The organism is Spirochaetota bacterium (assembly GCA_004297825.1).
Lineage (GTDB): Bacteria > Spirochaetota > UBA4802 > UBA4802 > UBA5368 > FW300-bin19.
In genome coordinates, this window is record SCSX01000089.1 from 1 (window position 1) to 25409 (window position 25409).

Annotated in this window: 23 protein-coding genes and 1 tRNA gene; 11 read left to right on the forward strand and 13 right to left on the reverse strand. The window is 58.9% G+C overall.

The window, feature by feature from the left end; translation table 11 throughout:
• The coding region (locus EPN93_19645; protein ID TAL30334.1) for a pyridoxal phosphate-dependent aminotransferase at positions 1 to 1220 on the reverse strand (1220 nt) is incomplete at its 3' end.
• 160 nt (positions 1221 to 1380) lie between these two features.
• On the opposite strand from EPN93_19645, the gene EPN93_19650 reads away from it, so the two are divergent.
• The 4 genes from EPN93_19650 to EPN93_19665 all read left to right on the forward strand — a co-directional run bounded on the left by EPN93_19650 (position 1381) and on the right by EPN93_19665 (position 4818).
• Entirely contained in the window at positions 1381 to 2337 is a 957-nt protein-coding gene (locus tag EPN93_19650; protein ID TAL30335.1) for an MBL fold metallo-hydrolase, read from the forward strand.
• A gap of 111 nt (positions 2338 to 2448) precedes the next feature.
• Positions 2449 to 3630 (forward strand): class I SAM-dependent RNA methyltransferase, encoded by a 1182-nt coding sequence (locus tag EPN93_19655; GenBank protein ID TAL30336.1) that lies wholly within the window; start codon positions 2449 to 2451, stop codon positions 3628 to 3630.
• Between the two features lie 15 nt (positions 3631 to 3645).
• On the forward strand, positions 3646 to 4266 hold the full coding sequence (locus EPN93_19660; GenBank protein TAL30337.1) for a hypothetical protein: 621 nt from the start codon (positions 3646 to 3648) through the stop codon (positions 4264 to 4266).
• Positions 4267 to 4395: 129 nt separating this feature from the next.
• Positions 4396 to 4818, forward strand: coding sequence for a DUF2721 domain-containing protein (locus tag EPN93_19665; GenBank protein ID TAL30338.1), 423 nt, complete (start codon positions 4396 to 4398; stop codon positions 4816 to 4818).
• A gap of 12 nt (positions 4819 to 4830) precedes the next feature.
• On the opposite strand, the gene rocF is transcribed toward EPN93_19665, so the two are convergent.
• Positions 4831 to 5727, reverse strand: coding sequence for an arginase (rocF, locus tag EPN93_19670; protein ID TAL30339.1), 897 nt, complete (start codon positions 5725 to 5727; stop codon positions 4831 to 4833).
• Between the two features lie 122 nt (positions 5728 to 5849).
• Between rocF and EPN93_19675 the strand changes: the two genes are divergently transcribed.
• Positions 5850 to 9290 (forward strand): radical SAM protein, encoded by a 3441-nt coding sequence (locus EPN93_19675; protein ID TAL30340.1) that lies wholly within the window; start codon positions 5850 to 5852, stop codon positions 9288 to 9290.
• Between the two features lie 92 nt (positions 9291 to 9382).
• Here the strand turns inward: EPN93_19675 and EPN93_19680 are convergent, their stop codons facing one another.
• Positions 9383 to 9916 carry an acyltransferase gene (locus EPN93_19680; protein ID TAL30341.1) on the reverse strand — a complete coding sequence of 178 codons (534 nt, stop codon included), beginning with the start codon at positions 9914 to 9916 and terminating at the stop codon, positions 9383 to 9385.
• Between the two features lie 24 nt (positions 9917 to 9940).
• Entirely contained in the window at positions 9941 to 10537 is a 597-nt protein-coding gene (locus EPN93_19685; protein TAL30342.1) for a molecular chaperone Tir, read from the reverse strand.
• Between the two features lie 144 nt (positions 10538 to 10681).
• On the opposite strand from EPN93_19685, the gene EPN93_19690 reads away from it, so the two are divergent.
• The 3 genes from EPN93_19690 to EPN93_19700 all read left to right on the forward strand — a co-directional run bounded on the left by EPN93_19690 (position 10682) and on the right by EPN93_19700 (position 15966).
• Complete coding sequence (locus EPN93_19690; protein ID TAL30343.1) at positions 10682 to 11515, forward strand: MBL fold metallo-hydrolase; 834 nt, start codon at positions 10682 to 10684, stop codon at positions 11513 to 11515.
• 484 nt (positions 11516 to 11999) lie between these two features.
• Entirely contained in the window at positions 12000 to 12641 is a 642-nt protein-coding gene (locus tag EPN93_19695) for a TetR/AcrR family transcriptional regulator (protein ID TAL30344.1), read from the forward strand.
• A 52-nt stretch (positions 12642 to 12693) separates the two neighbouring features.
• The gene (locus EPN93_19700; GenBank protein TAL30345.1) at positions 12694 to 15966 is read left to right on the forward strand and encodes a methylmalonyl-CoA mutase; all 3273 of its coding nucleotides are present in this window, start codon (positions 12694 to 12696) and stop codon (positions 15964 to 15966) included.
• A gap of 123 nt (positions 15967 to 16089) precedes the next feature.
• Here the strand turns inward: EPN93_19700 and EPN93_19705 are convergent, their stop codons facing one another.
• The 6 genes from EPN93_19705 to EPN93_19730 form a co-directional block, all read right to left on the reverse strand.
• Positions 16090 to 16971 carry a nucleotidyl transferase AbiEii/AbiGii toxin family protein gene (locus EPN93_19705; protein ID TAL30346.1) on the reverse strand — a complete coding sequence of 294 codons (882 nt, stop codon included), beginning with the start codon at positions 16969 to 16971 and terminating at the stop codon, positions 16090 to 16092.
• Positions 16964 to 17563, reverse strand: coding sequence for a hypothetical protein (locus EPN93_19710; protein TAL30347.1), 600 nt, complete (start codon positions 17561 to 17563; stop codon positions 16964 to 16966). The genes EPN93_19705 and EPN93_19710 overlap by 8 nt, the downstream gene beginning before the upstream one ends.
• A 116-nt stretch (positions 17564 to 17679) precedes the next feature.
• Positions 17680 to 17752 (reverse strand) — tRNA-Val (locus tag EPN93_19715).
• The gene (locus EPN93_19720) at positions 17753 to 18025 is read right to left on the reverse strand and encodes an HU family DNA-binding protein (GenBank protein ID TAL30348.1); all 273 of its coding nucleotides are present in this window, start codon (positions 18023 to 18025) and stop codon (positions 17753 to 17755) included.
• A 25-nt stretch (positions 18026 to 18050) separates the two neighbouring features.
• A complete protein-coding gene (locus EPN93_19725; GenBank protein ID TAL30349.1) occupies positions 18051 to 18332 on the reverse strand; it encodes a 30S ribosomal protein S20 in 282 nt (93 codons plus the stop codon).
• Positions 18333 to 18418: 86 nt separating this feature from the next.
• Positions 18419 to 18964 carry a hypothetical protein gene (locus EPN93_19730; protein ID TAL30350.1) on the reverse strand — a complete coding sequence of 182 codons (546 nt, stop codon included), beginning with the start codon at positions 18962 to 18964 and terminating at the stop codon, positions 18419 to 18421.
• Between the two features lie 227 nt (positions 18965 to 19191).
• Between EPN93_19730 and EPN93_19735 the strand changes: the two genes are divergently transcribed.
• The 3 genes from EPN93_19735 to EPN93_19745 all read left to right on the forward strand — a co-directional run bounded on the left by EPN93_19735 (position 19192) and on the right by EPN93_19745 (position 22193).
• Positions 19192 to 19509, forward strand: coding sequence for a hypothetical protein (locus EPN93_19735; GenBank protein TAL30351.1), 318 nt, complete (start codon positions 19192 to 19194; stop codon positions 19507 to 19509).
• Between the two features lie 253 nt (positions 19510 to 19762).
• The gene (locus tag EPN93_19740) at positions 19763 to 21214 is read left to right on the forward strand and encodes a UDP-N-acetylmuramate:L-alanyl-gamma-D-glutamyl-meso-diaminopimelate ligase (GenBank protein TAL30352.1); all 1452 of its coding nucleotides are present in this window, start codon (positions 19763 to 19765) and stop codon (positions 21212 to 21214) included.
• A gap of 76 nt (positions 21215 to 21290) precedes the next feature.
• Positions 21291 to 22193 carry a hypothetical protein gene (locus EPN93_19745; GenBank protein ID TAL30353.1) on the forward strand — a complete coding sequence of 301 codons (903 nt, stop codon included), beginning with the start codon at positions 21291 to 21293 and terminating at the stop codon, positions 22191 to 22193.
• A 64-nt stretch (positions 22194 to 22257) separates the two neighbouring features.
• On the opposite strand, the gene EPN93_19750 is transcribed toward EPN93_19745, so the two are convergent.
• Genes EPN93_19750 through EPN93_19760 form a run of 3 tightly spaced genes read right to left on the reverse strand, consistent with a single transcriptional unit; the run spans position 22258 to position 25378 of the window.
• The gene (locus EPN93_19750; GenBank protein ID TAL30354.1) at positions 22258 to 23412 is read right to left on the reverse strand and encodes a ribulose 1,5-bisphosphate carboxylase large subunit; all 1155 of its coding nucleotides are present in this window, start codon (positions 23410 to 23412) and stop codon (positions 22258 to 22260) included.
• 10 nt (positions 23413 to 23422) lie between these two features.
• On the reverse strand, positions 23423 to 24430 hold the full coding sequence (locus EPN93_19755) for a transketolase (GenBank protein ID TAL30355.1): 1008 nt from the start codon (positions 24428 to 24430) through the stop codon (positions 23423 to 23425).
• Between the two features lie 3 nt (positions 24431 to 24433).
• Positions 24434 to 25378, reverse strand: coding sequence for a transketolase (locus EPN93_19760; protein ID TAL30356.1), 945 nt, complete (start codon positions 25376 to 25378; stop codon positions 24434 to 24436).
• Between the last annotated feature and the right edge of the window lie 31 nt (positions 25379 to 25409).

The following is a 25409-nucleotide window of genomic DNA, read 5'->3' on the forward strand; positions in this document are numbered from 1 at the left end:
TGCGCCACCTCCAGGAGGTAGGCCGTGATCGCCGCGGAGACGCTGGGATCGGTGTATTTTTCGGCAAGCTTCGCCCAGCCGGGGAGCTTCGTCACGCCCTTGATATTGGGAAACGCGTAGAACGCGCCCTCGGGGCTTATGCAGTGCATGCCGGGCGCCTCGTTCAGCATCCGGACAATCACCTGCCTGCGCCTGTCGAAGGCCTCGACCATGTCGCGAATCACCCCCTGGTCGCCCAGGAGCGCCTCCACCGAGGCCCACTGGGAGATCGAGGTGGGGTTCGATGTCGACTGGCTCTGTAGTATCTCTACCTTGCAGATGATCTCCCTGTCCCCCGCCATATAGCCGATACGCCAACCGGTCATTGAATAGGCCTTCGAGACGCCGTTCAGCACGATGGTCTGCTTTTTAAGATTCTCCGAAAGATTGGCGAAATTGCTGAACGTGCGCCCGCTGTAGAGAATGGACTCGTAGATGTCGTCGCTGATTATCAGGATACCGCGCTTTTCGAGTATCGCCGCGAGCCAGCCGAGCTCTTCCCGGGAATAGGTCGCGCCCGTAGGGTTGGAAGGCGAATTGAACACGATCGCACGGGTCCTCGGGGTGATGGCCTTTTCGAGCGCCTCCGGGGTGAGTTTGAAGCCGTTCTCCTCCCTTGTGGGGATGATCACCGGGACGCCCCCCGCAAGGAGAACGATGGGAGGGTAGGACACCCAGTACGGGGCCGGGATGATCACCTCGTCGCCGTTGTCGATGAGGACCTGGATCAGGTTGTAGAACGAGTGCTTGCCGCCGCAATTCACCGTGACCTGCGAGGGCTCGTAGTCCAGGGCGTTGTCGCGCCTGAATTTTTCGCAAATCGCTTTCTTGAGCTCCGGAATGCCCCCCGCCGGGGTATACTTGGTCTTCCCGGATTCGATGGCCCGGATGGCCGCCGCCTTGATGAAGTTGGGCGTGTCGAAGTCGGGCTCCCCCGTGCCGAACCCTATCACGTCGATACCCTTCGCCTTGAGCGAATTCGCGAGCGCCGTAATGGCGAGCGTCGCCGAGGGCTTCACCCTGAGTATGCGTTCCGAGAATTGCATGGAGTACCTCCCCTTCATCCCGAGGGCATGCGTACGGGACCGGTGCCGTGTCGTGCAAATGTGGATCCGTGTGGGGAGTATGAGTAGTGAGGCGCTGCGGGGTATTCCCTCTACGAGACCCATCCGAAAGTACATACCGCACTTGGCGTGTCAAGTTATTTGCGGGAAAATTTCCGCTAAAATCCGGCGCGCCCCAGAAAAAATATTGCGTAATATACGCCCCGGCGCTAACGTCTCATACTGATGCCGCGTCGAGTCGTAAAAAGATAAACAGGCCCATGGCCGGGAAATAATTATGAAAGTAAGCTTCTGGGGCGTGAGGGGCTCCATTCCGACCCCCTCCACGGGGGAGATAATTCGCGATAAGCTCAAGCACGCGCTGCGGCTGGCCACGCCCGGCGATCTCTCCTCCGACGAAGGCATCGACCGCTACATCGATTCGCTCCCCCACTCGGTAAAGGGCACCTACGGCGGCAACACCACCTGCCTGGAGGTCCGCACGGAGGACGGGGATATCGTGATTATCGACTGCGGAACGGGCATCAAGAATCTGGGTGCAGGCCTCATGAAGACCGAGTTCGGAAAGGGGAAGGGGGTGGGCACCATCCTCATGACGCACACCCACTGGGACCACGTCCAGGGCATTCCCTTTTTCGTGCCGTTTTACATCAAGGGGAACCGTTTCAACATCTATTCCCCGTTCAACGATATCAAGGAACGCATCGAGTACCAGCAGGTGTTCTCGCACTTCCCGGTGAACCTCGACTACATGTTCGCGACCAAGGAATTCTTCATACTCGAGAAAGAGGCCGCGTTTCATCTCAACAATATCAAGATCATCAACAAGCGCATGCACCACCCGGGCGGCGCGTTCGGTTACCGGATCGAGGAGAACGGAAAATCGTTCGTCTTTACGAGCGACTGCGAATTCAACATCGACGAGATCGACCGCATCGAGTCCTACAAGGAGTTTTTCTGGGGGGCCGACGTCTGCGTCTTCGATACCCAGTACACCTTCGAGGAGGCGATCGACAAGGTCGACTGGGGCCATTCCTCGGCGTCGATCGCGATCGACATCGCGCTCAAGTTCAACGTCAAGAAGCTCTTCCTCTTCCACCACGAGCCCGACTACAGCGACGAGAAGCTCGAGCTGGTGCTTTCCAACGCGAAGACCTACATGAGCATGAACGCGAAGCGCAAGGGCTCCCTCGAGATCGACATCGCCCGCGAGGGCGTCACCCTGGACATCTAGATGCGCATCGGCACCCCCCGTCTCCAAACGATTCCCGCGCGCGCTTCCCTGCCGCCCCTCATGCCGGTTCCGGAAATGTTCCGCGACGGCGTTCGGGTCTGATACTCCCCCATGCCATTCAGGACGCTTATCGCCACGTCAGCCTTCGGGATCGAATCGATCGTCGCGGGCGAGCTCACCGCGCTTGGATACCAGGGCCTTGCGGTGGAAAACGGGCGCGTCGCCTTCCAGGGCGACGACCGCGATATCGCGCGCTGCAACCTGTGGCTGCGCACCGCCGACAGGCTTCTCCTGCGCATGGCCGAATTCCGCGCCATGGACTTCGAGGAGCTCTTCCAGGGGGTGAAGGCCATCCCCTGGGAAACTATAATCCCCGAGAACGGGAAGATGCACGTCACGGGAAAATCCGTGCGCTCGAAGCTTTTCAGCGTCCCCGACTGCCAGGCCATCGTGAAGAAGGCGGTCGTCGAGCGCATGAAGACGAAGTACCGGCGTGAATACTTCCGGGAGGACGGGCCCGTGTACAAGATCGAGGTGGGCCTGCTCAAAGACATCGCGACCATCACCGTGGACACGAGCGGGCCGGGCCTGCACAAGCGCGGCTACCGGGAGGAGCGGGGCGAGGCGCCGCTGCGTGAGACGCTCGCCGCCGCGATCGTGCTCATGAGCCGGTGGGAGCCTTCGCGCATATTCGCCGATCCCCTGTGCGGCTCCGGGACCATACCCATCGAGGCCGCGCTCATAGGCAGGAACCGGGCGCCCGGGATCAAGCGCTCCTTCGTCGCCGAGACCTGGCCGCACATTCCCGGGAAAATATGGAAGGAGGCGCGGGAGGAGGCGCGCGACCTGGAGCGCGAGAGTGAGATGAACATCCTCGCCTCGGACAGCGACTGGGGGGTGTTCAAGAGCGCCCGCGCCAACGCCGCGCACGCGGGCGTGGACGACGCGATCACCTTCCAGCACAAGCCCCTCGCCGAGTTTGGCTCGAAGAAAAAATTCGGGTGCATCGTCACGAATCCCCCCTACGGGGAGCGCATGGGCGATCGCGAGGCCGCCGAAAAGCTGTACCGTGAAATGGGCGAGGTGTTCGCGCGCCTGGATTCATGGTCCTATTTCATACTTTCGTCGCACGACGAGTTCCAGAAGCACTTCGGGAAGCATTCCCACAAGAACCGGAAGCTCTATAATGGAAGAATACTGTGCTACCTCTACCAGTATTTCGGACCCCTGCCTCCCAGAAAGAGGGAGCCCGGGGGAGGCGATCAGGGGAACATGGCGGAAGGGAATGAATAATAAAGGGGACGATTTATGCGCACAATAATGACTTTTTTCGTCTTGGCACTTCTGTTCGCGGGATGTTCCAGCAGCAATTTCCGTTATTATATCGATGAGAAAAGCGGTTCGAAGTGCACAGTCCTGAATAATCGGTGGTGCCCGTCCAGGGAGCGCCAGCCCGGCTTGCTGGCAGGGCCGTATTCCGGGAATATGGTTTTCCTTCGCGAGGAAACCAGAGGGGGCGAAGAATCGATTACGTTGTCATTGAGTATTAGAATGGAAAAGTATCATGGGGTGCTCGCTGAAGAAGCGGTGATAGAGATCAATGGGAGGCCCTATGAGGTTGTCATCGCCGACAGGGACCATGAGAAGGTGAAGCATACCGACACCGTGTACACCGGTTCTGCATGGCGTGACTTACCAGGGAAACAGAAGACGGAACAAGTCACTTCAACATATCACTCGACCGTGGGGGTTATCGGAATTACGCCGGAGATGAAGCAGGCAATGACCATGCTTAATACGCTTGTCGTGCGGGTCCATGTCGGCAAACACCCGCTTACATTTGCATGCAGCCCTACGGATGTCTATCTGGTTAAAAGATTCCTGACGGTAGATGGCGCCGAGCTTGCGAAGGGTTCCGGTTGCATTTAAGTGAAGCGTGTGTACGATTGTGTGCATTTCTCCTCCTTCTGAATCCGGGTATCGCTCCACCGCGATGATGCGCACCGCGCTTGAAAAAGACACCCTTAAACCCGTACATTGTGTATAGCAGGAGGCGTCATGGAATTGACTCTCACCACGCCGGCGGTTTTATTCTCGGCGATATCGTTGCTGCTGCTGGCCTACACCAACAGGTTTCTCGCGATCGCCCAGCTCGTCCGCACCCTGCATGACAAGTACATGGCCCAGAAGGACGCGAGAACCCTGGGCCAGATACGAAACCTGCGAAAAAGGGTCTACCTTATCCGGACCATGCAGATCACGGGAATGGGAAGCCTGCTCCTGTGCGTGGTTACGATGTTCCTGATCTACATACGGCAGATGACGGCCGCGGAGCTTCTGTTCGGCCTGGCGCTGGTCCTGCTCATCCTGTCGCTCGCGGGGTCAATCTGGGAGATACAGATTTCAGTGCGGGCGCTGGACCTCCACCTGTGTGATATGGAAGACAGTTGTGAAGACGAACAAAAGACCGGGAGAGCCTGAAAGGCCGTTCTGTTACCTGTTTGAGTCGATTCTTTTCCCAAAGAGCGATGCAGCCAGTTCGACCGCCAGTGTCGCGGTCTGGTTGCGATGGTCCAGTATCGGGTTTATCTCCACGATGTCCAGGGAGCCCACCATGTTTGTGTCGGCGAGGATTTCCATAAGGAGATGGGCTTCCCTGTAGGTCGTCCCTCCCCTGGCCTTGGTTCCGACACCGGGCGCGTCGGCGGGATCGAGGACGTCCATGTCCAGGCTCACGTGAAGCCGCCGGTGCCGCCCAAGAAGCTTTAATGCGTCCATGGCCGTATGGGCGATCCCCTTTTCGTCGATATCCCTCATCGTGAAAATTTTTATCCCGCTCTCTTTCAGCAGGGTCTTCTCGTCGTAGTCCAGGTCCCTGATGCCGAAAAGGACTATGTCCCGGGGCGTAATCTTGGGCCCGGGTCTCCCAAGGTTGACAAGTTGGGGAATGCCGTAACCGGTAAGCACGGCGACCGGCATGCCGTGGATGTTACCGTTGGGCGAGGTTTCGGGTACGTTGAAATCCCCGTGCGCATCGACCCACAGGACGCCGCATTCGGAGTCGTGGGTCACGCCCCCCACCGATCCGATGGCGATGGAATGGTCGCCCCCCAGGAAGACGGGGATATACCCCTCCGCTACCGCCTTCCTGGCCGCGTCGTACGTCAGGGCGCAGGCGCGGCCTATTGGATCGGCGTACTCTATGTTGCCGCGTATGTGGAGCGAGTCACGATCGTCCACGCGGATGTTGCCGATATCCTCCACCTCGTAGCCCAGGGAGGAGAGTTTATCGGATAGACACGCATACCTCATGGCGCTCGGTCCCATGTCCACCCCGCGCCGTGACTGTCCAAGGTCCATGGGAATGCCGATAATGCGTATTTTTTTCATGATCCCCCTTCCGGCCCTTAGAAAAATTTAAGGGAATAATGGACAAATATCAACCCCGTCGCTGCCGTCGGGGCTTGCCCCGCTGTTAAACGGAAAATTTATCTTCTCTATCTAAATAAGGCTTGACAACCGGCTGGAAGGTAGTAGTAGGATGTAATATATACTTGAAGTATATACAAATTAAAGTATACTATCATACATGTGGCAAGGAGCTCGATGTGCAGATAACACAGACCCAGGAACCCTTGAATCACAGCGATATCGATCTGTCGTTTGAAGAGGGCCGGAACACGGCTTTCGACAGGCTCCGTGTCTTGAAAATACAGCGAACCTGCGTCCATGACGGCCCGGGGATTCGCACGACGATATTCTTCCAGGGCTGTAACCTTCGATGCGCATGGTGCCAGAACCCGGAGGCGCTGTCTTTCAAGGGCGAATCGGCGCCCGGGCGCGCGTACTCGATTTCCGATATAATGGAAGTTGTTTCGAGGGATAAAGAGTATTATTACAAAACCGGCGGCGGCGTGACCCTGAGCGGCGGCGAGCCCCTCCTCCAGGAGCCGGACAGCATGGTGCGCCTGTTGAAATTATTGAAAGAGGAACGGGTGAATGTTTCCGCGGAAACGACGCTTCACGCGCCCTGGAAAAATATTGGCGCGGTCGCCCCGTACATCGACCTGTTTCTCGTCGACCTCAAGGTCGTGGGCGACGACGACCTCCATGTGAAATTCACCGGTCACGACAGCGCCCTGATACGCGGCAATATCCGGAAACTCGTCGCTCTCAACGCCACCGTGAAGTTCCGCATGGTCATGGTCCCCGGTTACAATGACGGCGAGGGCCAGGTAAAAGCGGCCGCGGATTTTCTGAAGTCGATAGGGCATGGATCGCTGGAATTGCTGAAATACCACAACATGTATGAAGATAAGGAACGGCGCATGGGGCTTGTGCGTACATCGCTGAATATTTCCCCGGAACAGAGCCGTACGGCGGTCGAAAATGCGGCCGGGTTATTTAAATCCCTTGGTATCAATGCCGTGTGCCATGAGTTGGATGATTCCAGGGGGAAGGCCGTTTTTACCGATCGCGTCGGGCAGATACGGAACGAAATCCGGGAAAGCGACTATCATCTCTGCTTCGAGGCCTCCGGACTGAAAACGGATTATTACAGGAAGAATGGTTTCAAAAAGCCGACCCCCATCCACCGGTCGGAACGTCTTGCATATGTATTGAATCACAAGGAAATAATCGTGTATCCCCGCGAGCTGCTTGTCGGAAATTTTACCGCGAAAAGGGTCGGGGGCCAGGTGTGGGAGGAACATTTCGGCGTTCTGCTTATTTCGATTCTTCACCAGATCAACCGGCAGACGCCGGTTTCATTCAAATGCTCTTTCAGGGACAAGCTTAAATTCTATTTCAAAATATTCCCCTTCTGGAAGAAGCACAGCATCCTGGCGAAGGTTAATCCCGCCCTCTCCGATTTTATGCTGACCGTCGCGCGGTGTTCCGAGATGAATGTCGGTTTCAACAATAACATAGCGTCGATCGCGCATTTCGTCGTCAACTTCGAACGAATCCTCGAACTGGGAACCACCGGCATCGCGGATGAGATCAGGGAGAAGCAAAAGGAAAACCCGGAGAGCAGCAAGGATTTTTACGCCGGCGCGCTTATCGCCCTCCAGGCGCTGGAGGATTTCGCGCAACGGTATTCCGACAGCCTGATAAGCCTGGGCAGGAAGGAAGCCGATCCCGTGCGCCGGAGGGAACTTGAAGAAATGGCCGCGATCTGCAGGCATGTTCCCAAACACCCCGCACGTACCTACCATGAGGCCCTCCAGGGCATGTTGTTTCTTCAGATCGCGCTTTGCATCGAGTCCTATGAGAATGCGGTCTCTTTTGGAAGGCTGGACCAGATATTGTATCCGTACTATAAAAGGGATATGGAAGCGGGGATCGTCACGTACGAGAAGGCGAAAGAGCTGCTGGCCCTGTTCATGCTCAAGATGGACGAATGCATTTTAATCAGCGACGGCGATACCTATTTGAGGATCGGAAGGCTGTTCGAGACCCAGTCCACGGACCAGACGGTGACGTTGGGCGGTATGGGCAGGGACGGCCGGGACGCGACGAATGACGTCACATACATGCTCCTGGATATCTGCGAGCTGCAGCCGCTCGCTGTCAACATGACGGCGCGCATTCACGAGGACAGCCCCGCCGCATACCTGGACCGGATTGCCGAGGTGTATATCAACGGGGCGCCCATGCCGGCGTTGTACAATGATCATATCTACATCGATTCCCTGCGGGGCCACTACGCCACTACCGAGAGCGACGCGAGAAATTACGCGATCGTGGGGTGCGTGGAACCCAACGCCTCCGACGATCATTTCGGCAACACCGACTGCGCCAACATGAACGTGGTGCTGCCATTTCTGCAGGCCTTGAAGGGCGAGGAGCACGATTTATGGAACTTCGGCAGAATTGATCAGCTGGAAAAGATACTCACCAAGTTCGTCGAATACAACTTTCGCGGCGATAATAAATTCTCGAGATTTGTCGTCACGCGGTACCACAAAGCCCGCGGCAGGTTCAAAAAGCGAAGAGGGCTTGCCGCGTATGCACCGCCCTCGGGCATGGATGAATTGCTTTCGCGCTACCAGGAGCGTTTGAATCGCCTGGCGGCGTCGATACTGGCCGACCACCAGAAGATCGAAAAGGTTCTCCGCCAGGACTTTACGACGCCGCTCGCCTCCACCCTCTTCAAGGGATGCGTCGAGAGCGGAAAGGACGTCTACGACGGCGGCGCGACGTTCAACAGCAGCGGCATCCAGGCGGTGGGCATCACGGATGTCGCCGATTCGCTGTTCGCCCTGGACGAGATCGTTTTTCGAAAGCGGATGTACTCGATCGAGGAGGTCATCGATGCCCTCGACCACGATTTCGAGGGGGAATATTTTCAGCGGATCAGATCGGCATTGCTCGATGTGCCGAAATTCGGAAATGACGCGTCACGCGAAGCCCGCGAATGGGTGAACAGGGCCTCCGAAATTTACGTGAACGCGCTGAATTCGGTGGAAAATTGTCCGCGCAACGGCATATACACCGCCGGCTACTATGCCCTGAACGTCAATATCATCTATGGATTGAAAACGCCTTCGCTGCCCTCGGGCAGATTGAGAGGCGTTCCGCTCGCCAACAGCGTCACCCCGCACTACGGAATGGAGTTCGCCGATCTCCTGTCGTCGCTCAATTCCGTGGCCGGCGTCGACTTCGCACAGTATGCGCCTAACGGCACCACGGTGACGTTTACCATAGATTCGGCGCTGTTCCAGGGTCGGGACGGGGTGCGGAACCTGGCGGGCATTATCGGGACGTATTTTAACAAGGGCGGCATGCAATTCCAGCCCAACGTCATCAACCGGGAAATACTTCTGGGGGCGTACGAGAACCCCGAAAAGCACAAGTATCTCCTGGTCAGGGTCGCGGGGTACTGCGCCTACTTCAACGACCTTTCCGATGAATTGAAAAAGGTCATCATTAACAGGACTTGTTATTCATGAGCATGGAGTAAGCGGTATGCAGGTGAATAAAAAAGGCGAGGTTGAAGAACCCCGCCTTTTTTCCATCCGGATAACTCCGCGTTTTCCCGGAATTATTCCCGCGTCTTCATCTCTGCCATATATCGTTCATAGTTTTCCATGAGCCCCTTGCGGTTGCGCTCACCCACCTTCCGGTTCCCTATGTACACCGCCCATGGGGCGAGGTCCCGCGTGACCACGGAATTCGCCCCCACGGTGGCCCCTTCGCCTATCGAAACGCCCGGCAGGACGACCGAGTTCGCCCCGATGGTTGCGAACCTGCCGATGCGTACGGGGGCGCGCTTGGCGTTACGAAACTTGTCGGGAATGGTGGGATTTCCGAACCCCCAGTCCTTGAGGTCCTCGGCCCCGGCGTAGATCCTGCACCCCTGGAACAGTCCCGCGTAGTCCCCAATCTCGACCTCGACCGCGCCGCTGATGAACGAGAAGCTGGCCACGTACACGTTCCTCCCGATGCTCATGGGCGCGTTCGCGTAGATGATGGAGTAATGGTCCACGTAGGTGTCGGCGCCGAATCGAATCTTTTCGATGCCGAAAATCTTCGCCGAGTCGCAGATCGTCACCCCCGGAATCTTGTACCTGGCCATGCCGGTGCCGCCTCGCCTGGATTGTTATTTTTTGCCCTTATACTTCCCGTTTTCGAAAATGCCCACAGTCTTGATCCCGTATTTGCTCAGGTAGGTACCCTCGCCGTGGGCCTTGCCGTCCGCCCAGCCGCCTTCGTACTTCGCGCCGTTTTTCCAGGCATAGGTCCCCGCACCCTGCATCTTGCCGTTCACCCAGTCGCCCTCGTAGCGGTCCCCGGTGGGCCAGGTATACACGCCCTTGCCGTTGCGCTTATTGTCCTTGTATTCCCCTTCGTATTTGGCGCCGCTCTCGAACACGTATGCGCCCTTGCCCTCGCGCTTGTCGTTCCTGAACTCGCCTTCGTATTTCTCGCCGCTCTTCCAGTTGTAAACCCCCGGACCGTCCATCTTGTTGTCCTTGAATGCGCCCTTATAGACCGCGCCGCTGGGATACATGAGCGCGCCCTTGCCCTCGCGCTTCCCTTCCTTGAATTCCCCCTCGTACTCGAGCCCGCCGGTGATCTGGATCTTGCCGGGGCCGTTCGTGCAGTCGCCCTGCACGCATCCCTGCGGCTTGGATGCGCAGCCCAGGGTCATTCCCGCAAAAATGCATATAATGAGTATAGTGAGTGCTTTTTTCATCGTTAGCTCCTTGGAGATTTGATAGTATCCTGTTTTGTACACGCCGATTCCCGCCCTGTCAATAATTTTTCCCCCGGGGAAGGGCGCGCCTCCCAGGGCAATTCGCCCTTGACACGGGCCGTCCTTACCTATGAAGTACCGGCAATGAGAAAGCACGGCTTCTATGTCGTCGCACTCCTGTGCGTGCTTGCCCTCGCGGTCCAGGGATCGTGCCTCGCGTTCGGCAAAAAGCTGAGCAGCGGGTGCGAGATTTACGCCCTCCAGTACGGGACCAGCGTCTACCCGGCCAGGAGCGTGTACGCGGACGATCGCTCGGGTGAGGGCGTCGATTTCGCCTGGCTGCTGTACCTCGTGAAGCTCGATTCCCGCATCGTCCTCGTCGACACCGGCTTCGACGACGCCCGGCTGGTGAAGCGGTTCCGTCTGCAAAATTTCACGGATCCCGTTGCGCTCCTCGCGGAGCTCGATATCCGTCCCGAGCAGATCACGGACATTATCATTACCCACGGGCACTTCGATCACGTGTTGCTGGTCCATAAGTTTACACGGGCAAGGATCCATATCCAGGAGCGTGATTATAATTATATGGAAGCGAACGGCGACGTCCCCTCGTTCGCGCCCGCCGTCGGGTACATGAAGAAATATCCGGCCATGCTCGACCTCCTGGACGGGGACGCCTCCCTGGGCGACGATATCGAGCTCCGGCTCTCGGGGGGGCACACCTTCGGTTCGCAGGTGGCGGTGCTGTTCACCCGGGGAAAGACCTACTATTTTATCGGCGACGAGAGCTATCTCCTCGAAGGACTGCGTCAGGGGAAGACGAACGCGCTCTATGACAGCCGCGCGAGGAACGAAAAGATCGTGCGCGAGATGGCCGAAAAGCTCACCGACCCGCGCAACGAGATACTGCCCATGCATGACCCCGAGATCATGAAGCGCTATCCGCGCGTTACCCCGCACATCGTGAAAATACTGTAGCGACCCCGCCTGCCGGTTGGGTATATTGCCGCGCAGCGCGTCATGGACGTGACGATTCCGGATTGCGGGAAATCGGCTCGTCTCCGCGCGGGGAGCTGTGCGATTCCCTTCATTTTTCTCACCCTGAAGGGCGGGGTTCGAAATGACAGCATCAGTAAAATGCGAGGCTCAAAATGTACCGGCATTATCCGGGGACAGGCGTATCGGACCCCGGAAATGGAGGGAAGTGATTAAACGCGAGGCGCGGGTTGGGGGCCGATTCGCGATGTCGCTGGAATTTGAAATTATTGTCGATATTTACTTGATTTTTACCAGCGGTAAAATAAAATTGTACCGCAATTGATCGAGCGCTCGGCCGGAATTCTCCTGTGAAATTAGTTCACTGCACATAATCAGCTCCGGAACCGGCGGTATCAGGCTTTTTCTGACATAAAATGCAAAAAATCCGATCGACCGCTCGATCAGTTTTGCAAGGGGAATGGACATGGATGAAAAGCTCAACAGCGTCAACCTGGGGGTCCCGACCCAGATCAAGAACCAGGGCCTCATCGAGCGCCGCAGGCGGCAGATCATCGAGGCGGCGGTCGAGCTTTTCGTCGACAGGGGTTTCCATAAGACCACCACGCGGCAGATAGCGGCAAGGGCGGGACTGGCGAGCGGGTCCATGTACGAATACGTCGCGTCCAAGGAGGACATCCTCTACCTTGTCTGCAACGCCATCCATGAGGAGATGGAAAGAAGCATAGGCGAGGTGATGGTGCGCGCGGGGCAGGACCGGCAGGTGCTGGAGGACATTATCAGGGAATATTTCATGGTGTGCCACCGGATGCGCGACCATATCCTGCTCATCTACCAGGAGGCAAAATCGCTTCCGGCCCAGTGGCGGGAGCGCGTGCTCCAGAACGACATTAGAATTGCGGGGATTTTCGCCGACTACATCCGGGGGCTCATGGAATCGGGCGCGCTGCAGAAAAGGGATGAGGCGGTGATCGAGATGATCGCGCACAACGTGACGGTGCTTGGGCACATGTGGACGTTCAGGCGGTGGTTCTTCGGGAAGAGATTCTCAATAGAAGAATACACGTCGGTGCAGACTGAGTTCATTACCGGCATACTCCGGAAATGAGTTCCGGCGTGCGGCAGGAATATATCATAACTAGAACGATGGGGAAGACGAGATGAAAACCGAGACCGAAATCTACACGCCCGCCAACCATGTCAGGGTGGTGACCGCAACGTCGCTTTTCGACGGCCATGACGCCGCAATAAATATCATCCGGCGCATCTTGCAGGATACCGGCGTCGAGGTGATCCACCTTGGGCATAACCGCTCCGTAAACGAGATCGTGCAGGCCGCGATCGACGAGGACGTCCAGGGGATCGCGGTGTCCTGCTACCAGGGCGGGCACGTGGAATTCTTCAAGTATATCGTCGACCTGTTGAAAGAGAGGGGCGCGCCGCATATCAAGGTATTCGGGGGCGGCGGGGGCGTGATCGTTCCCGAGGAGATCAAGGAGCTCGAGGCATATGGGGTCACCAGGATTTACTCCCCCGACGACGGCGTCCGTATGGGGCTCCAGGGCATGATCAACGACCTGGTCGCCAGGATCGACACACCCGCATCGCGCGACGGGGAGCCGGATTTCGACAAACTCGCCTCCGGGGACCACGCGGTGATCGCCGGCTTCATCACCCACGCCGAAAGCGCGCGCACCGACGATCCCGTGCGTCACACGAAGCTCATGGAGGGCATACGCGCGAGGATACCGGAGCGGGCCATTCCGGTTATCGGCTTCACCGGAACCGGAGGGGCGGGAAAATCATCGCTCATAGACGAGCTCGTCGTGCGCCTTCTGCGGGACAACGAATCGCTCCGCATCGCGGTGCTTTGCAGCGATCCCTCGAGACGCAAGACCGGCGGCGCGCTCCTGGGGGACCGCATCCGGATGAACGCCATTACCGAGACGCGCGTGTACATGCGCTCCTTCGCCACCCGCTCGTCCGGCCGGGAAGTATCGGACGCGATCGCCGACGCGATCGAGATCGCGAAGGCCGCGAGGTTCGACCTGGTGATCGCGGAGACGGCCGGGGCGGGGCAGGCGGACGCGGGCATATCGGAGCTGGTGGACATTCCCGTGTACGTGATGACGAGCGAGTACGGCGCCGCCTCGCAGCTCGAGAAAATCGCGATGCTGGACTACGCGGACGTGATTGTCATCAACAAGTTCGAGAAGCAGGGAAGCGAGGACGCCCACCGGGACGTGCAGAAGCAGGTCCAGCGGAATCGGCGCGCATTCGAAAAGGACGCGGGGGAGATGCCGGTATTCGGGACGATCGCCTCGCGTTTCAACGACGAGGGCGTGACGGCGCTCTACCATCATGTGCTCGAGCTTATCAGGGAAAAGAAGGGCGTTGCCCTGGAGAGCAAGTACCCGCGCACCGCGATCAAGGCGCCCGCATCCAAGACCATCATCGTGCCCCCGGAGCGCGTGCGCTACCTCGCCGAGATCGCCGATACCGTGCGTGGCTACCATGCGCACACGAGCGCGCAGGCGGAGGCGGTGCGCATGCTCTGGCACGTCCGCGAGACGGGCAGGGCGCTCGCGGACGACGAGCGCGAGGAGGATGAGGCCCTGGTTGCGCGGATCCGGATTGAGGAGCAGAAGCGCGAGGAGGCGCTCACCCCCGAGACGGCGCGGTTGCTCACGGACTGGGAGACAATTAAGGAAGATTATCATAAAGACGAGCTGGTGTACCAGGTACGCGGGAGGGACATACGCGTTCCCCTGTACTCGAAATCGCTGGCGGGGAAAAAGATCCCCAAGGTCGCGCTCCCCGATTTCACCGATCCCGGGGAGACCTACCGGTGGATGCGCGAGGAGAACGTGCCGGGATGGTTCCCCTTCACCGCGGGCGTGTTCCCGATCAAGCGCATGGACGAGGACCCCACCCGGATGTTCGCGGGCGAGGGGGACCCGGCGCGGACGAACCGGCGCTTCAAGCTGCTTTCAGGCAACTACGAGGCGAAGCGCCTCTCGACCGCGTTCGACTCGGTCACGCTGTACGGTTGGGACCCGGATATCCGCCCCGACATCTACGGGAAGGTGGGTACCTCCGGCGTGAGCGTCTGCACCCTGGACGACGTGAAGGTCCTGTACGGCGGCTTCGACCTGTGCGCCCCCTCGACCTCCGTCTCGATGACGATCAACGGGCCCGCGCCCATCATGCTGGCGATGTTCCTGAACACCGCGATCGACCAGAAGGTCGACCGCGTCACGGCCGAAACCGGGAGGAAGCCCGACGCCGCCGAATACGAAGCTATAAAGAGCGACGTCCTGAGAAGCGTGCGCGGCACCGTGCAGGCCGACATCCTGAAAGAGGACCAGGGCCAGAACACCTGCATCTTTTCCATCGACTTCGCGCTCAAGATGATGGGCGACATCCAGGAATACCTGATCAAGAACGACGTGCGGAACCTCTACTCCGTATCGATCTCCGGCTACCATATCGCGGAGGCGGGGGCGAACCCCATCACCCAGCTCGCCTTCACGCTCGCGAACGGTTTCACCTACGTGGAATACTATCTGTCCAGGGGCATGGAGCTGGACAGCTTCGCGCCGAACCTCTCGTTTTTCTTTTCCAACGGCATGGATCCCGAGTACACGGTTATCGGCAGGGTTGCGCGGCGCATCTGGGCGATCGTCATGCGTGAAAAATACAAAGGCTCGGAGCGGGCGCAGATGCTCAAGTACCACATACAGACGTCGGGAAGGTCATTGCACTGCCAGGAAATCCAGTTCAACGATATCCGCACCACGCTGCAGGCGCTGTGCGCCGTGTATGACAACTGCAACAGCCTGCACACGAACGCCTACGACGAGGCGATCACCACGCCCAGCGAGGAGTCGGTGCGCAGGGCGCTCGCGATCCAGCAGATCATCAACCGCGAGTGGGGCCTCGCGAAGAATGAGAACCCCGAGCAGGGAAGCTTTATCGTGGAGGAGCTTACGAGCCTTGTCGAGGAGGCGGTGCTCTGCGAGTTCGAGCGCATCACCGAGCGGGGTGGCGTGCTGGGCGCGATGGAGAAGGGATACCAGAGGAGCGCGATCCAGGACGAGTCGCTCACCTACGAGAAATTGAAGCACTCGGGGGAGCTTCCCATTATCGGCGTGAACACGTTTTTAAGCGGAAGCGAGGCGTCGTGCGTCCAGTCCTCGGTTACGCTCGCGCGCGCGACCGAGGACGAGAAACAGTCCCAGCTCGCGCGCCTTAGCGCGTTCCACGAGCGTAACGCGGCAGAGGCGCCGGGCGCGCTCGCGCGCCTGCAGGCGGTCGCGGTCGCGGGCGGGAACGTCTTCGAGGAGATGATGTCCACGGTGCGCTGCTGCAGCCTGGGCCAGATCACGAAGGCGCTCTACCTGGTAGGGGGGCAGTATAGGAGGAGTATGTAGAGGGGGGGAAGCGGCAGTATGCCGGAGTCGCCATCCCGAAATCGATGATGGGGATGTATATGGGGATATCTATTATTAACAAAGTCGGCCACGCCTTTGATGACTCGCCCGAGCGTTGCATATTTATATGTTTGGACGATCAAATGTCAATTTTTCTTTTGTGACTGCACTAAAGAATTCTTTGGACCAAAGGTCAGTGGAATCCGGGTTTTTAATAAAAGGACGGATGTCTGTTTTAGCCTGTTGGAAATCGACACTATCAAAACGCCTGTCGAGTCGCTCTCGAACGTCCGCCTCGTCAAGGACCTCTTCCGATTTCAGGTGGCCAGTTTGCCTCATCCTGCTGGTGAGATGTGCGATATTTAAGGGAATTCCTTTTGATAAATACCAGATATAATCATAAAAATCTCTCCCTTTCACTCGAGTCCGCCATCCACGGCAAAGAAGGGCATGGACCTTGCCGGCAAAGAGCGAGGATGGTGCGTAAATCCTTACGTAATACGGAACAGGCAATAGTTGATACTTAACTTCATACAGCGCCCCGTCTGGCGGATCGGTATCCACTTCCAGTTTAATTTGCAGATATTCATCCGGATGGACGCCGCTTACCAGCGGCATAATCGGCGCTATCTTGAGAAGATGCATATGGGTCCCGCCTTTGATAAACGCTGATTTTACCGCTGAATCGTTTCGCTTGATCTTTTCCGTTACCGTCATCTCCATCCCGTATGCGCCGAGTTCATCTTGTACGACCTTGGTATACGCGGATAAGTCAAATTGAGGGTTCGGGGCTATAAGACTGAAATCGAGATCCTCTGAAAAACGATCCAGGCCGTAAAAAAGGCGCAGGGAGGTACCTCCGTAAAAAGCCGCTTCATTAAAAAATCCGCCCCGATAAAGTCCCAGAAGTGCGATCTCCTGGATGATTTCCTTCAAGGCGTTCTTATAATCCGTAATTGTCTTACAGTGATAGGATTCGATCATACTCTGGATTGCGCTATGCATTGAGCGCCTCCCTTTTAAACCATTCGAAAAACAGCGTGGTTGCTTTCTTTCTATATCGTGGCGCCATGAATGCGATGCCTTCTGAATCCATCGAAGCAATCCTTTCGTATTCCATCCGCCAGTCGTCAAAGAGCAGCGATGTGAGCGACTTCACGCTTGATATTCCTTTGGCTTTGTAGAGGGTATCAAGCAATGCTTTCTCCGGAGTCGCCAGGAGATAACCCTGGGTTTGTTCTTCCTTGCGCAGGATCCCATAGGGATATATGGAAGCAGGAAGGTAATAATAATGAAAGTTCCCTAAAGGAGTCTGGAATGTGCGATTTTTGTTTTTACAATAGGTCGCGGATGTGAGCGCTTCCACCCTCTCGGGAACCAAACCATAATATCCCAGGGCGTATTCAAAAGAAATGTAGGAGGGACCGTAAATGACGGCAGCTAGGCTCATTATTGAATAGTCGTGATTACCCGCGTCAAGGAAAACGCCGCGACGGACCTGAATTAAATCACCAGCATTCAGCATTCGGGTTATTCGGGCCTTTGGCGAGGCATAACTTCTCAATTCATGCATGAGAAGCATATGATCCTTATACATTATTTTCTCCAGTAAGTACAATAATACTGTACTTACTGGAGAAAGTCAATATAATTCTGGGAGGAGAAGGCATTAATAAAAAGAGACACCCTGATGGGCATCTCTTTTATGCGATTTGGGCGCTGACGGGATCGAACCGCCGACCCTCTGCTTGTAAGGCAGATGCTCTCCCAGCTGAGCTAAGCGCCCTTATTGAATCTCACGTTCCGTCGATTTGCTTGCCTTGAACAGCACCACCGATCGGGCAGGAATGTCCAGGCTCCTCTTCGCGATGGGGGAGTAGAGCGTCCGGCTCTTTCTCACCGTGCGGTAAAAAACGCCGAATCCCCGTATCTCCACCTTGTCATCGCCGTCGAGGCTGTTCAGGACGCCCCCCAGGAAGCTGTCGACTATGTAGCTGATCTCCCGGCGCTTGAGTCCGCTCTGCCGGGTGATCTGGTCGATAATCTCGTGCTTGGTCAATAAATCCTCGGGGGGCGGAAATGAGCTACTTCGCCGCGACGGTCTTGTTCACCTTCTTCGCGAGCCTTGATTTTTTGCGCGCCGCGGTCTTCCAGTGAACGGTGCTCTTGCTTGCGGCCTTATCGATCTTCGATACGAAGTCGGTGAAGACGGCGGTGAGCGCCGCGGGCTCCATGGAGCCGGGGGTTTCGACGGCCTTGATCACTTTTTTCGCGGACGAACGGATGGCCGTCTTTATGCTCACGTTCTTCTGGCGCCTTTTCTCGCTGGTCTTGATGCGCTTCTGTGCAGACTTGATGTTTGCCAATTCATCACCTTCATAGACATGGAATGATATGAACCGCAACTATCGGAGGCGGTCCGCTTTGTGTCAAGAATAAATATTAAAAAACTCTACTCGCTCATGAGCATCTTGAAGAGGGAGGCGCTGTAGAAATACACCCTGCAGTCGACCGCCTGGGGCCTGGGGTACGCGTAGACGATCACCTTTGTGGCGCTTGTGGTAAAGGTATAGGTGGTGAGCGCGGGATCCGCCTGCACGACGGGGGAGCCGTAGTCCGACGAGAGCCTGCGCAGCTGCGCGTCCAACGCATCGCGCGCGATGGCGCCGAAGTTTTCGGTTACGGAGTAGAGTTTGCCGTTTATGAACAGGAGGTCCTTTTCGGGCCGGGTTGCGACGCGGACGACGGCGATGCTCTCCGAGAGGTCCTTGTTGATCATCAGGATATAATTCATGATGATATTCTGGTAGGAGGGCTCGGCCGAGGGGGTGAATTCACGGTATCGGGCGCCCGCGGCCAGGGCGCCCAGGGCGTCCGTTTTCTGCGTTCCCCAAATGTCGTAGTCGCCGGCGCGCGCGGGGCCGGGCGTGACGAGCATTGCCCCTGCCAGGAACGATCCCGCCAGTGCGATGGCTATAATCGTGATATAGTGCCGCACGTTTCAGCTTCCATTGCCCGAAGTTTATCAGTATATTACCGGTGAAGACGGGGATGTCAATCGTTTTACGAAACCGGCGGACGATGCGGGCGGGTACATTCCGGTCCGGACGGCGCCGGGGAAAGCGCGGGGGGCGCGTGTAAAAGCCTTGAAAATCCCCGATCCGGGATTATTCTGATATCGATACGCCTCGCTACAACGGGGTGAACGCGTGTGCGGAGGAAATTATGAAACGGGCGATTCTCGGCGTGGTGGTATGCGTACTGATAGCGGCGCCGTCCATGCTGGGCGGCCAGGAGGCCGCGACCAGGGTTTCCGGGCTCGTGATAGACCCGGGAGCGGATCATGTACAGATTAAGTCGGGCTGGAACGAGATCACGCTCTTCTACGGTGACGCCTCGCAATTCCTGAAAAAGGACGGCACGGCCGCGGACAAAACGATCGTCGAGATTTGCCAGATTGCGGATGCGAGCTTTGTGATGAAGGAGAGCAGGTTTTTACTCGTCAAGTATCAGGTCCTCACCGAATCGTATTGCAGAAAATAGGCCGGGGCGCGAACTTCGCGGGCTTTTCCCATGGTCCGGGGCCTTCACGGTGAATGTTTCCTTTAAGGTGCGGGCGCCGATTCGCCCTGACAGCATCGGGGCCGTTTGGCCCCCGTCAAACCCAAGGGCGATCCCGTGGAATGACCCGTGCATTCATCGCGTGCGGTGGGAATTTTTCACCGGGGGGCGCCCTTATTTCACTTGATAATATCGGCGCAGCGGACTAACTATCCCCCACCCCCGGACGGTACCCATGACCACAGAAGAAATATCGGCGCAGCGAATACACCATATCCATATGACCGGGGTGTGCGGGGTGGCCATGGGCAGCCTCGCGGGAATGCTCAGGGCGCGCGGGTTCCGCGTCACGGGATCGGACGAGCACGTGTACCCACCCATGAGCGACATGCTCGCCGGGTGGGGGATCGAGGTGATGCAGGGGTACGATCCCGCGCACGTGGGAAGGCCCGACCTCGCGGTGATCGGGAACGCGATAAGCCGGGGAAACCCGGAGGCCGAGTACATCCTGGACGAACGCATTCCCTACCGCTCGATGGCGCAGGCGCTCCACGAGTTTTTCCTCGAGGGGAAAGAGGTGATCGCGGTGGCGGGTACGCACGGCAAGACCACCACGACCGCGCTCCTCGCGTACATCCTGGACAGCGCCGGGCTCTCGCCCTCCTTTTTCGTGGGCGGGGTCCCCGCGAACTACAATTCGAACTTCGGCCTAGGCATGGGCAGGCACTTCGTGATCGAGGGCGATGAGTACGATTCCGCCTTCTTCGAGAAGATCCCCAAGTTCATGGTGTATCGGCCCACCCACCTGGTGCTCACCTCGCTCGAGTTCGACCACGCGGACATCTACAACAACCTGGACGAGATCATGCTCTGGTTCAGGAGGCTCGTCAACATAGTGCCCGCGGCGGGGAAGATCGTGCGCGCCGCGTCGTACGGGACGCTCGCGCGTGTGACGGAGCGGTCGTGGGCGCCGGTGGCGACATATGGAACCGGGGGAAGTGATTTCTCCTGGCGGCTGATACGCTTCGAGGGCGACACGGCGCGCCTGGCGCTCAAGTCCCCTACCCACGGCGAGTTCGAGCTCACGACGCTCCTCTTCGGGGATTTCAATTTCCAGAACATCGCGGCCGCCGCCTCCATGGCGCTTTTATTGGGCGTGAGCGTCGAGGACGTACAGTGCGGCGTCCAGGGATTCCTGGGTGTCCGGCGCAGGCAGGAGCTCATCTATTCCCGGGAGAACATCCGCGTATTCGAGGACTTCGCGCACCATCCCACGGCGATCGCGGGGATGCTCGCCATGCTGCGGGGCCGCTACCCGGGCGCGAAAGTTCACGCCGTCTACGAGCCCCGTTCCGCAACGAGCCGGAGGAACGTGTTCCAGGATAAGCTCCCCGGCGCGTTCGCGGCGGCCGATACGGTGCTCGTGAAGTCCCCCTTCAGGCTGGAAGGCATCCCCGAGAAGGAGCGCATCGATATCGGGCGGGTGGTCGCGTCGCTGCGCGCGTGCGGGACGGACGCCGCGGAGTTCGGTTCCGTGGAGGACATCCTGGATTCGCTCTTCAAGGCGATGGACGGCGCGCGCGAGCACGTGGTCGTGATCATGTCCAACGGGGGCTTCGACGGGATCTACGCGAAGCTCGTCGCGCGGGCTCAGGCGCGCTTTGGCGGAAGGGCCGCGGATAACTGAAAAGGTAACGGATTCGCAGGGGAGGGACATACCCTGCCGATACGTACGACATAAGATTAAACGCTGGAGGTCGCGTATGAAATCATCGAGTCGCGGAATCGCGGTAATCATGCTCTTCTGCATTGCGTTAGTATCCGCCCCTGCGCAGGCGCTCGATATGAGCGTGGGCGCGATAGGATGGATAAGCGAATGGCGCCCGTTTTTCTTCCCGGAATTCAACAAGCCGGGCTTCGCGACTTACGACACGCTTGACGCATCCGATGGGAAAACCATGGGGGGACCCAAACCGCTCGTGGGACCAGTGATCGGCATAAACTTCTCCCCCCGCTGGGGAATTACCGCCACGGGAACGGTTGGGAAATATGATACCGTGGAAAAAAAATATTCCGGATTGAGCGCGGGGACGGCTTTCTCGGGAAAAAATGAGATCAAGGCGACCAAGTTCGATCTGGACAGCACTGTTAATTTCAATATTAACCAGACATTCAAGATTTTCGCCGGGATCAAGGTTTTCAACTATGGATTCGAGGAAACCAGGGTCATCGATGTGGGCCCTGACCGCGTAACGTACGGGGTGGAAGGCGAAATGAATGGTGGTGCGCTGGGGCTGGGAATCGGCGTATCGTTCAGGCTGGTGGGAAACTTATTTGTCCTTGCAAATGCTTCGGCAAACCTTATTGGAGGGGATTTTGTATACAAGGAAAAGAATTATTCGGCAATACCGGCCGAACCGGTTATCCAAATCGTACGCCCCGAAAAGGATTTAACGACCGGCACCTCGGGAAGCTGGGGGGGCAACGGGACCCTGGCGTTTGCCTATTACGTGGAATCCTGGTCCACTACCTTCAGCCTGGGGGCGCGGGGGCAGTTCATCAAGTACAAGTTTTCGGATGACAGCTTTTCAAAACTGGGATTTACCAATACGATGGACGCGTTCTACGGGATAACCTTCTCCGCGGTGTACTCATTCGAGATATAGCGGCGAAGCGCATTTCCCGGGGGCGACATTGTAGTGCGGATATCTCCGTCCATGTGAGCGCGGCTCAGCCCCCGACGAGCTTCCTGAAATGCCGGCAGTTTTCGGCCAGGTCGTCGGAATGGCGGAAAAGTCCGCCCCCCATGAGGTAGACCACGTCGTTCCCGTAGAATTCCCGCATCTCGGGGACGTTTTCGAGCGTCATGCCGCCGCCGGGGGAGGGGAAGATGGGGGCAAGGGGACCCATGGGCTCCCTGCAGCCGCGGGCGATCGAGCCGCATTCGTCACGGCTGAAGGAAAACCGTCCCCCGAAGTTGGGGAAGATCGAGGCGTCGGCACCGGCGAGGCGCGCGAGTTGGCCGAAAATGCAGTAATGCGAAATGCCGTTCCCCCCCATGACGAAGCTCCCCTGGAGGGCGGGATGGGCGAGGATGGGGAGTCCGATATCATTCTCCGCCGCGAGGAGCCTCATGGCGTCCGGTCCCGTGATGCCGGGCGCGACGAGCAGGGCGCCCGCGCCCGCTTCTTTCGCATAACGGGCGCGCGCGACGACCAGGTGGGCGGGGGCGGTGACGTTGGGGGCGTAGAGGCAGCGCATCCCCGTTTCGCGGTTCGCGTCCATGACGGCCTGCGCGCACCGCGCGACGCGCTCCTCGAAGGGCGCGAAGGGCTGGTCGGTGAGGCCGTGATCGTCCTTGATGAGATCGATGCCGCCCAGGGCGAACCGCCCGGCGAGCGAGGCAAGCCCCCGCGCGGTGAGGCCCATGGGCTTGAGCGCCGTCGAGAGCAGGGGCCGATTCTCCGCTCCCAGGACCCGGCGCAGGCCGGCGATTCCGAACCGCGGACCCGTGAAGCGCGCGTAGAGCGACGCGGAGAGGTCCAGAGCCTGGACGAAAATGCCCGGCTTGATGCTGATATTCCCGAAGACGACGTTCAGGAGCTGGGTGAGCTCGCCCGCGGCCGTTTCCACGGGGAAGCCTATGACCGCCTCGAACGAGCCGTGCGCCCCCTTCCCGAACGATTCTATCCGCCCGAGCACCGAATCGCGTATGAAGCCCTCCGGGATGAGATCGTCGGGGAATTCCACGGTCTGCTCCAGGCAGATGTCCCTCGCGCGCGCGAGGGCCTCGTCCTCACTGCCTTCCAGCCGGTAGATCACCCGGAAGCGCTCCCCGGAGGAGAGTCCGGGCGGCGACTGGAACTCCACAAGCTCGCGTATCATCGCGCGCCGCCTAGAGGGCCTCGGCCTTGGCCGCGCTGTGCACGGGGGCCAGGTAAATTCCGGCGAGGTCGGACTCGGTGACGGCGAAGCGCGCGTCCAGTAGCGTTTCCACGGCGCGCACCAGGCTCATCGCGTCCAGCCCGTATTCCTTCTTTAAATAGGGGAGGCTCGCGCCGTGCGCGAAGGTGTCCTTGAGGCCCAGTTTCACGAGCCTCTTCGCGAGACCGTGCGCGGCGATGAGCTCGGCGACGGCGGTGCCCAGGCCCCCGATCACGGTGTGGTTTTCCATGGTGATGACCCCGCGACCGGCTTTGGCTATTGAGTCGAGCACGCGCGGATCGTCGAAGGGCTTCAGGGTGGTGACGTGCAGGTGCTCGATCGAGGCGCCCTTCGCGGCGAGCGCTTTTGCCGCGCGCATCGCCTCCTCGGTGCAGATTCCAGACGAGAGAAGGGTGATATCGGTCCCCCGGCTTATGACGCGCGCCTCGCCCACGCGCAGCGGGTTGGTCTCGTCGAAGAGCCGGGGGATTTCCCCGCGGAGCATGCGCACATAGACCGGGCCGGGCACCCCGTACGCGGCGTCGAGCACGCTCTTCACGTCCGTCGCGTCGCCCGCTTCAAGCACCGTCATGTTAGGAAGGGCGCGCATCACGGCGATGTCCTCGATCGCCTGGTGCGTCGCGCCGCCGGGGGTGGTGATGCCCGGGAGGAAGCCGAACATTTTCACCGGGAGGTTCGGGTAGGCGACCGACATCGCGATCTGGTCCAGGGCGCGGCGGTAAATGAAGACCGCGAAGGTGTGGATCAGGGGCGTGAATCCCTGGCGCGCGAGCCCCCCCGCGAAGGAGAGCATGTTCTGCTCCGCGATTCCCATGGAGAGGAAGCGGTCCGGGTACGCGTCGCGGAAGAGGTCTATCTCCGTGGAGCTCGTGAGATCGGCCGAGAGGACGAGCACATCCGGCCTGTCCTTGGCCCACTCGACCAGGTGACGCGCGTGCACGCGGGAAAGAATTTCCATGGCCTAGTGTCCCTCCCCGAAAAGCTCTTCGAGCGCGTGCGCATAACGCTCCCGCTCATCGTCGCCCGTGAAGCGGAGGTAGTGGAACTTTGGATACCGGGAGCGCAGGAGCTCGATCCCCCGGCAGGGATCGGTGTCGGCGAGGACGAACAGGGGGCGGCCGTCGGGCGGGAGGGAGCTGGCGCGCGCGATCCCCTCGATGTCGTGCCCGTCGATGCGCAGGACGCGCGCCCCGAACGACGCGAGTCTCCCCTCCAGCGGTTCGATGTTCATGACCGAGTCCATCTTCCCGTCGCACTGGTAGCCGTTGATATCGGCGAATACGAGCATGGAGCCCAGGCCGTGGAAAGACATCGCCTGCACGGCCTCCCAGGTCTGGCCTATCTGGAACTCGCCGTCGGACATGAAGACCACGGTGCGCCCGGTCTCGCCCGCGCGGGCGCGGCCCATCGCGATCCCGGCCGCCTGGCTGAGTCCCTGTCCCAGGGAACCGGTCATGATCTCCATCCCCGGGGAATGCTCGGCGCCGATCATCTCGACGACGCCGCCGTCCTTGTTGAACTCGTCAAGTCCGCATTCGTCCATGCGCCCCGCCTCGATGAGCGCGGCGTAGAGGACGAGCGAGTACTGCGAAGGGGACAGGTAGAAGCGGTCGCGTTCCGGCGCCCGCGCGCCGTGGAAGGCGGCCCCGGTCCGGTAGTCCGGATTGCCCGGTCCCGGCACGCCCGGGAAGCGCGGCGGCACGATGGGTTTCGCGACCGGTCCCAGGTTGAGCACCCTGAGATACAGGGTCGCGAAGAGCTCCGCTGAGGAGCATGCCTGGCTCAGGTAGCCCCCGTTGTTCTTCACGGTGTGCGCGAGCACGCGCCTGCGGATGCCGCGCGCGGCACGGGCGGCGTGTACGGTCCAGTCGTGTGCGGGAGCGCTCTCTTTACGGTGTTTCGGCATGGGGACAGGATAGCGGGGTAAAGTCTGAATG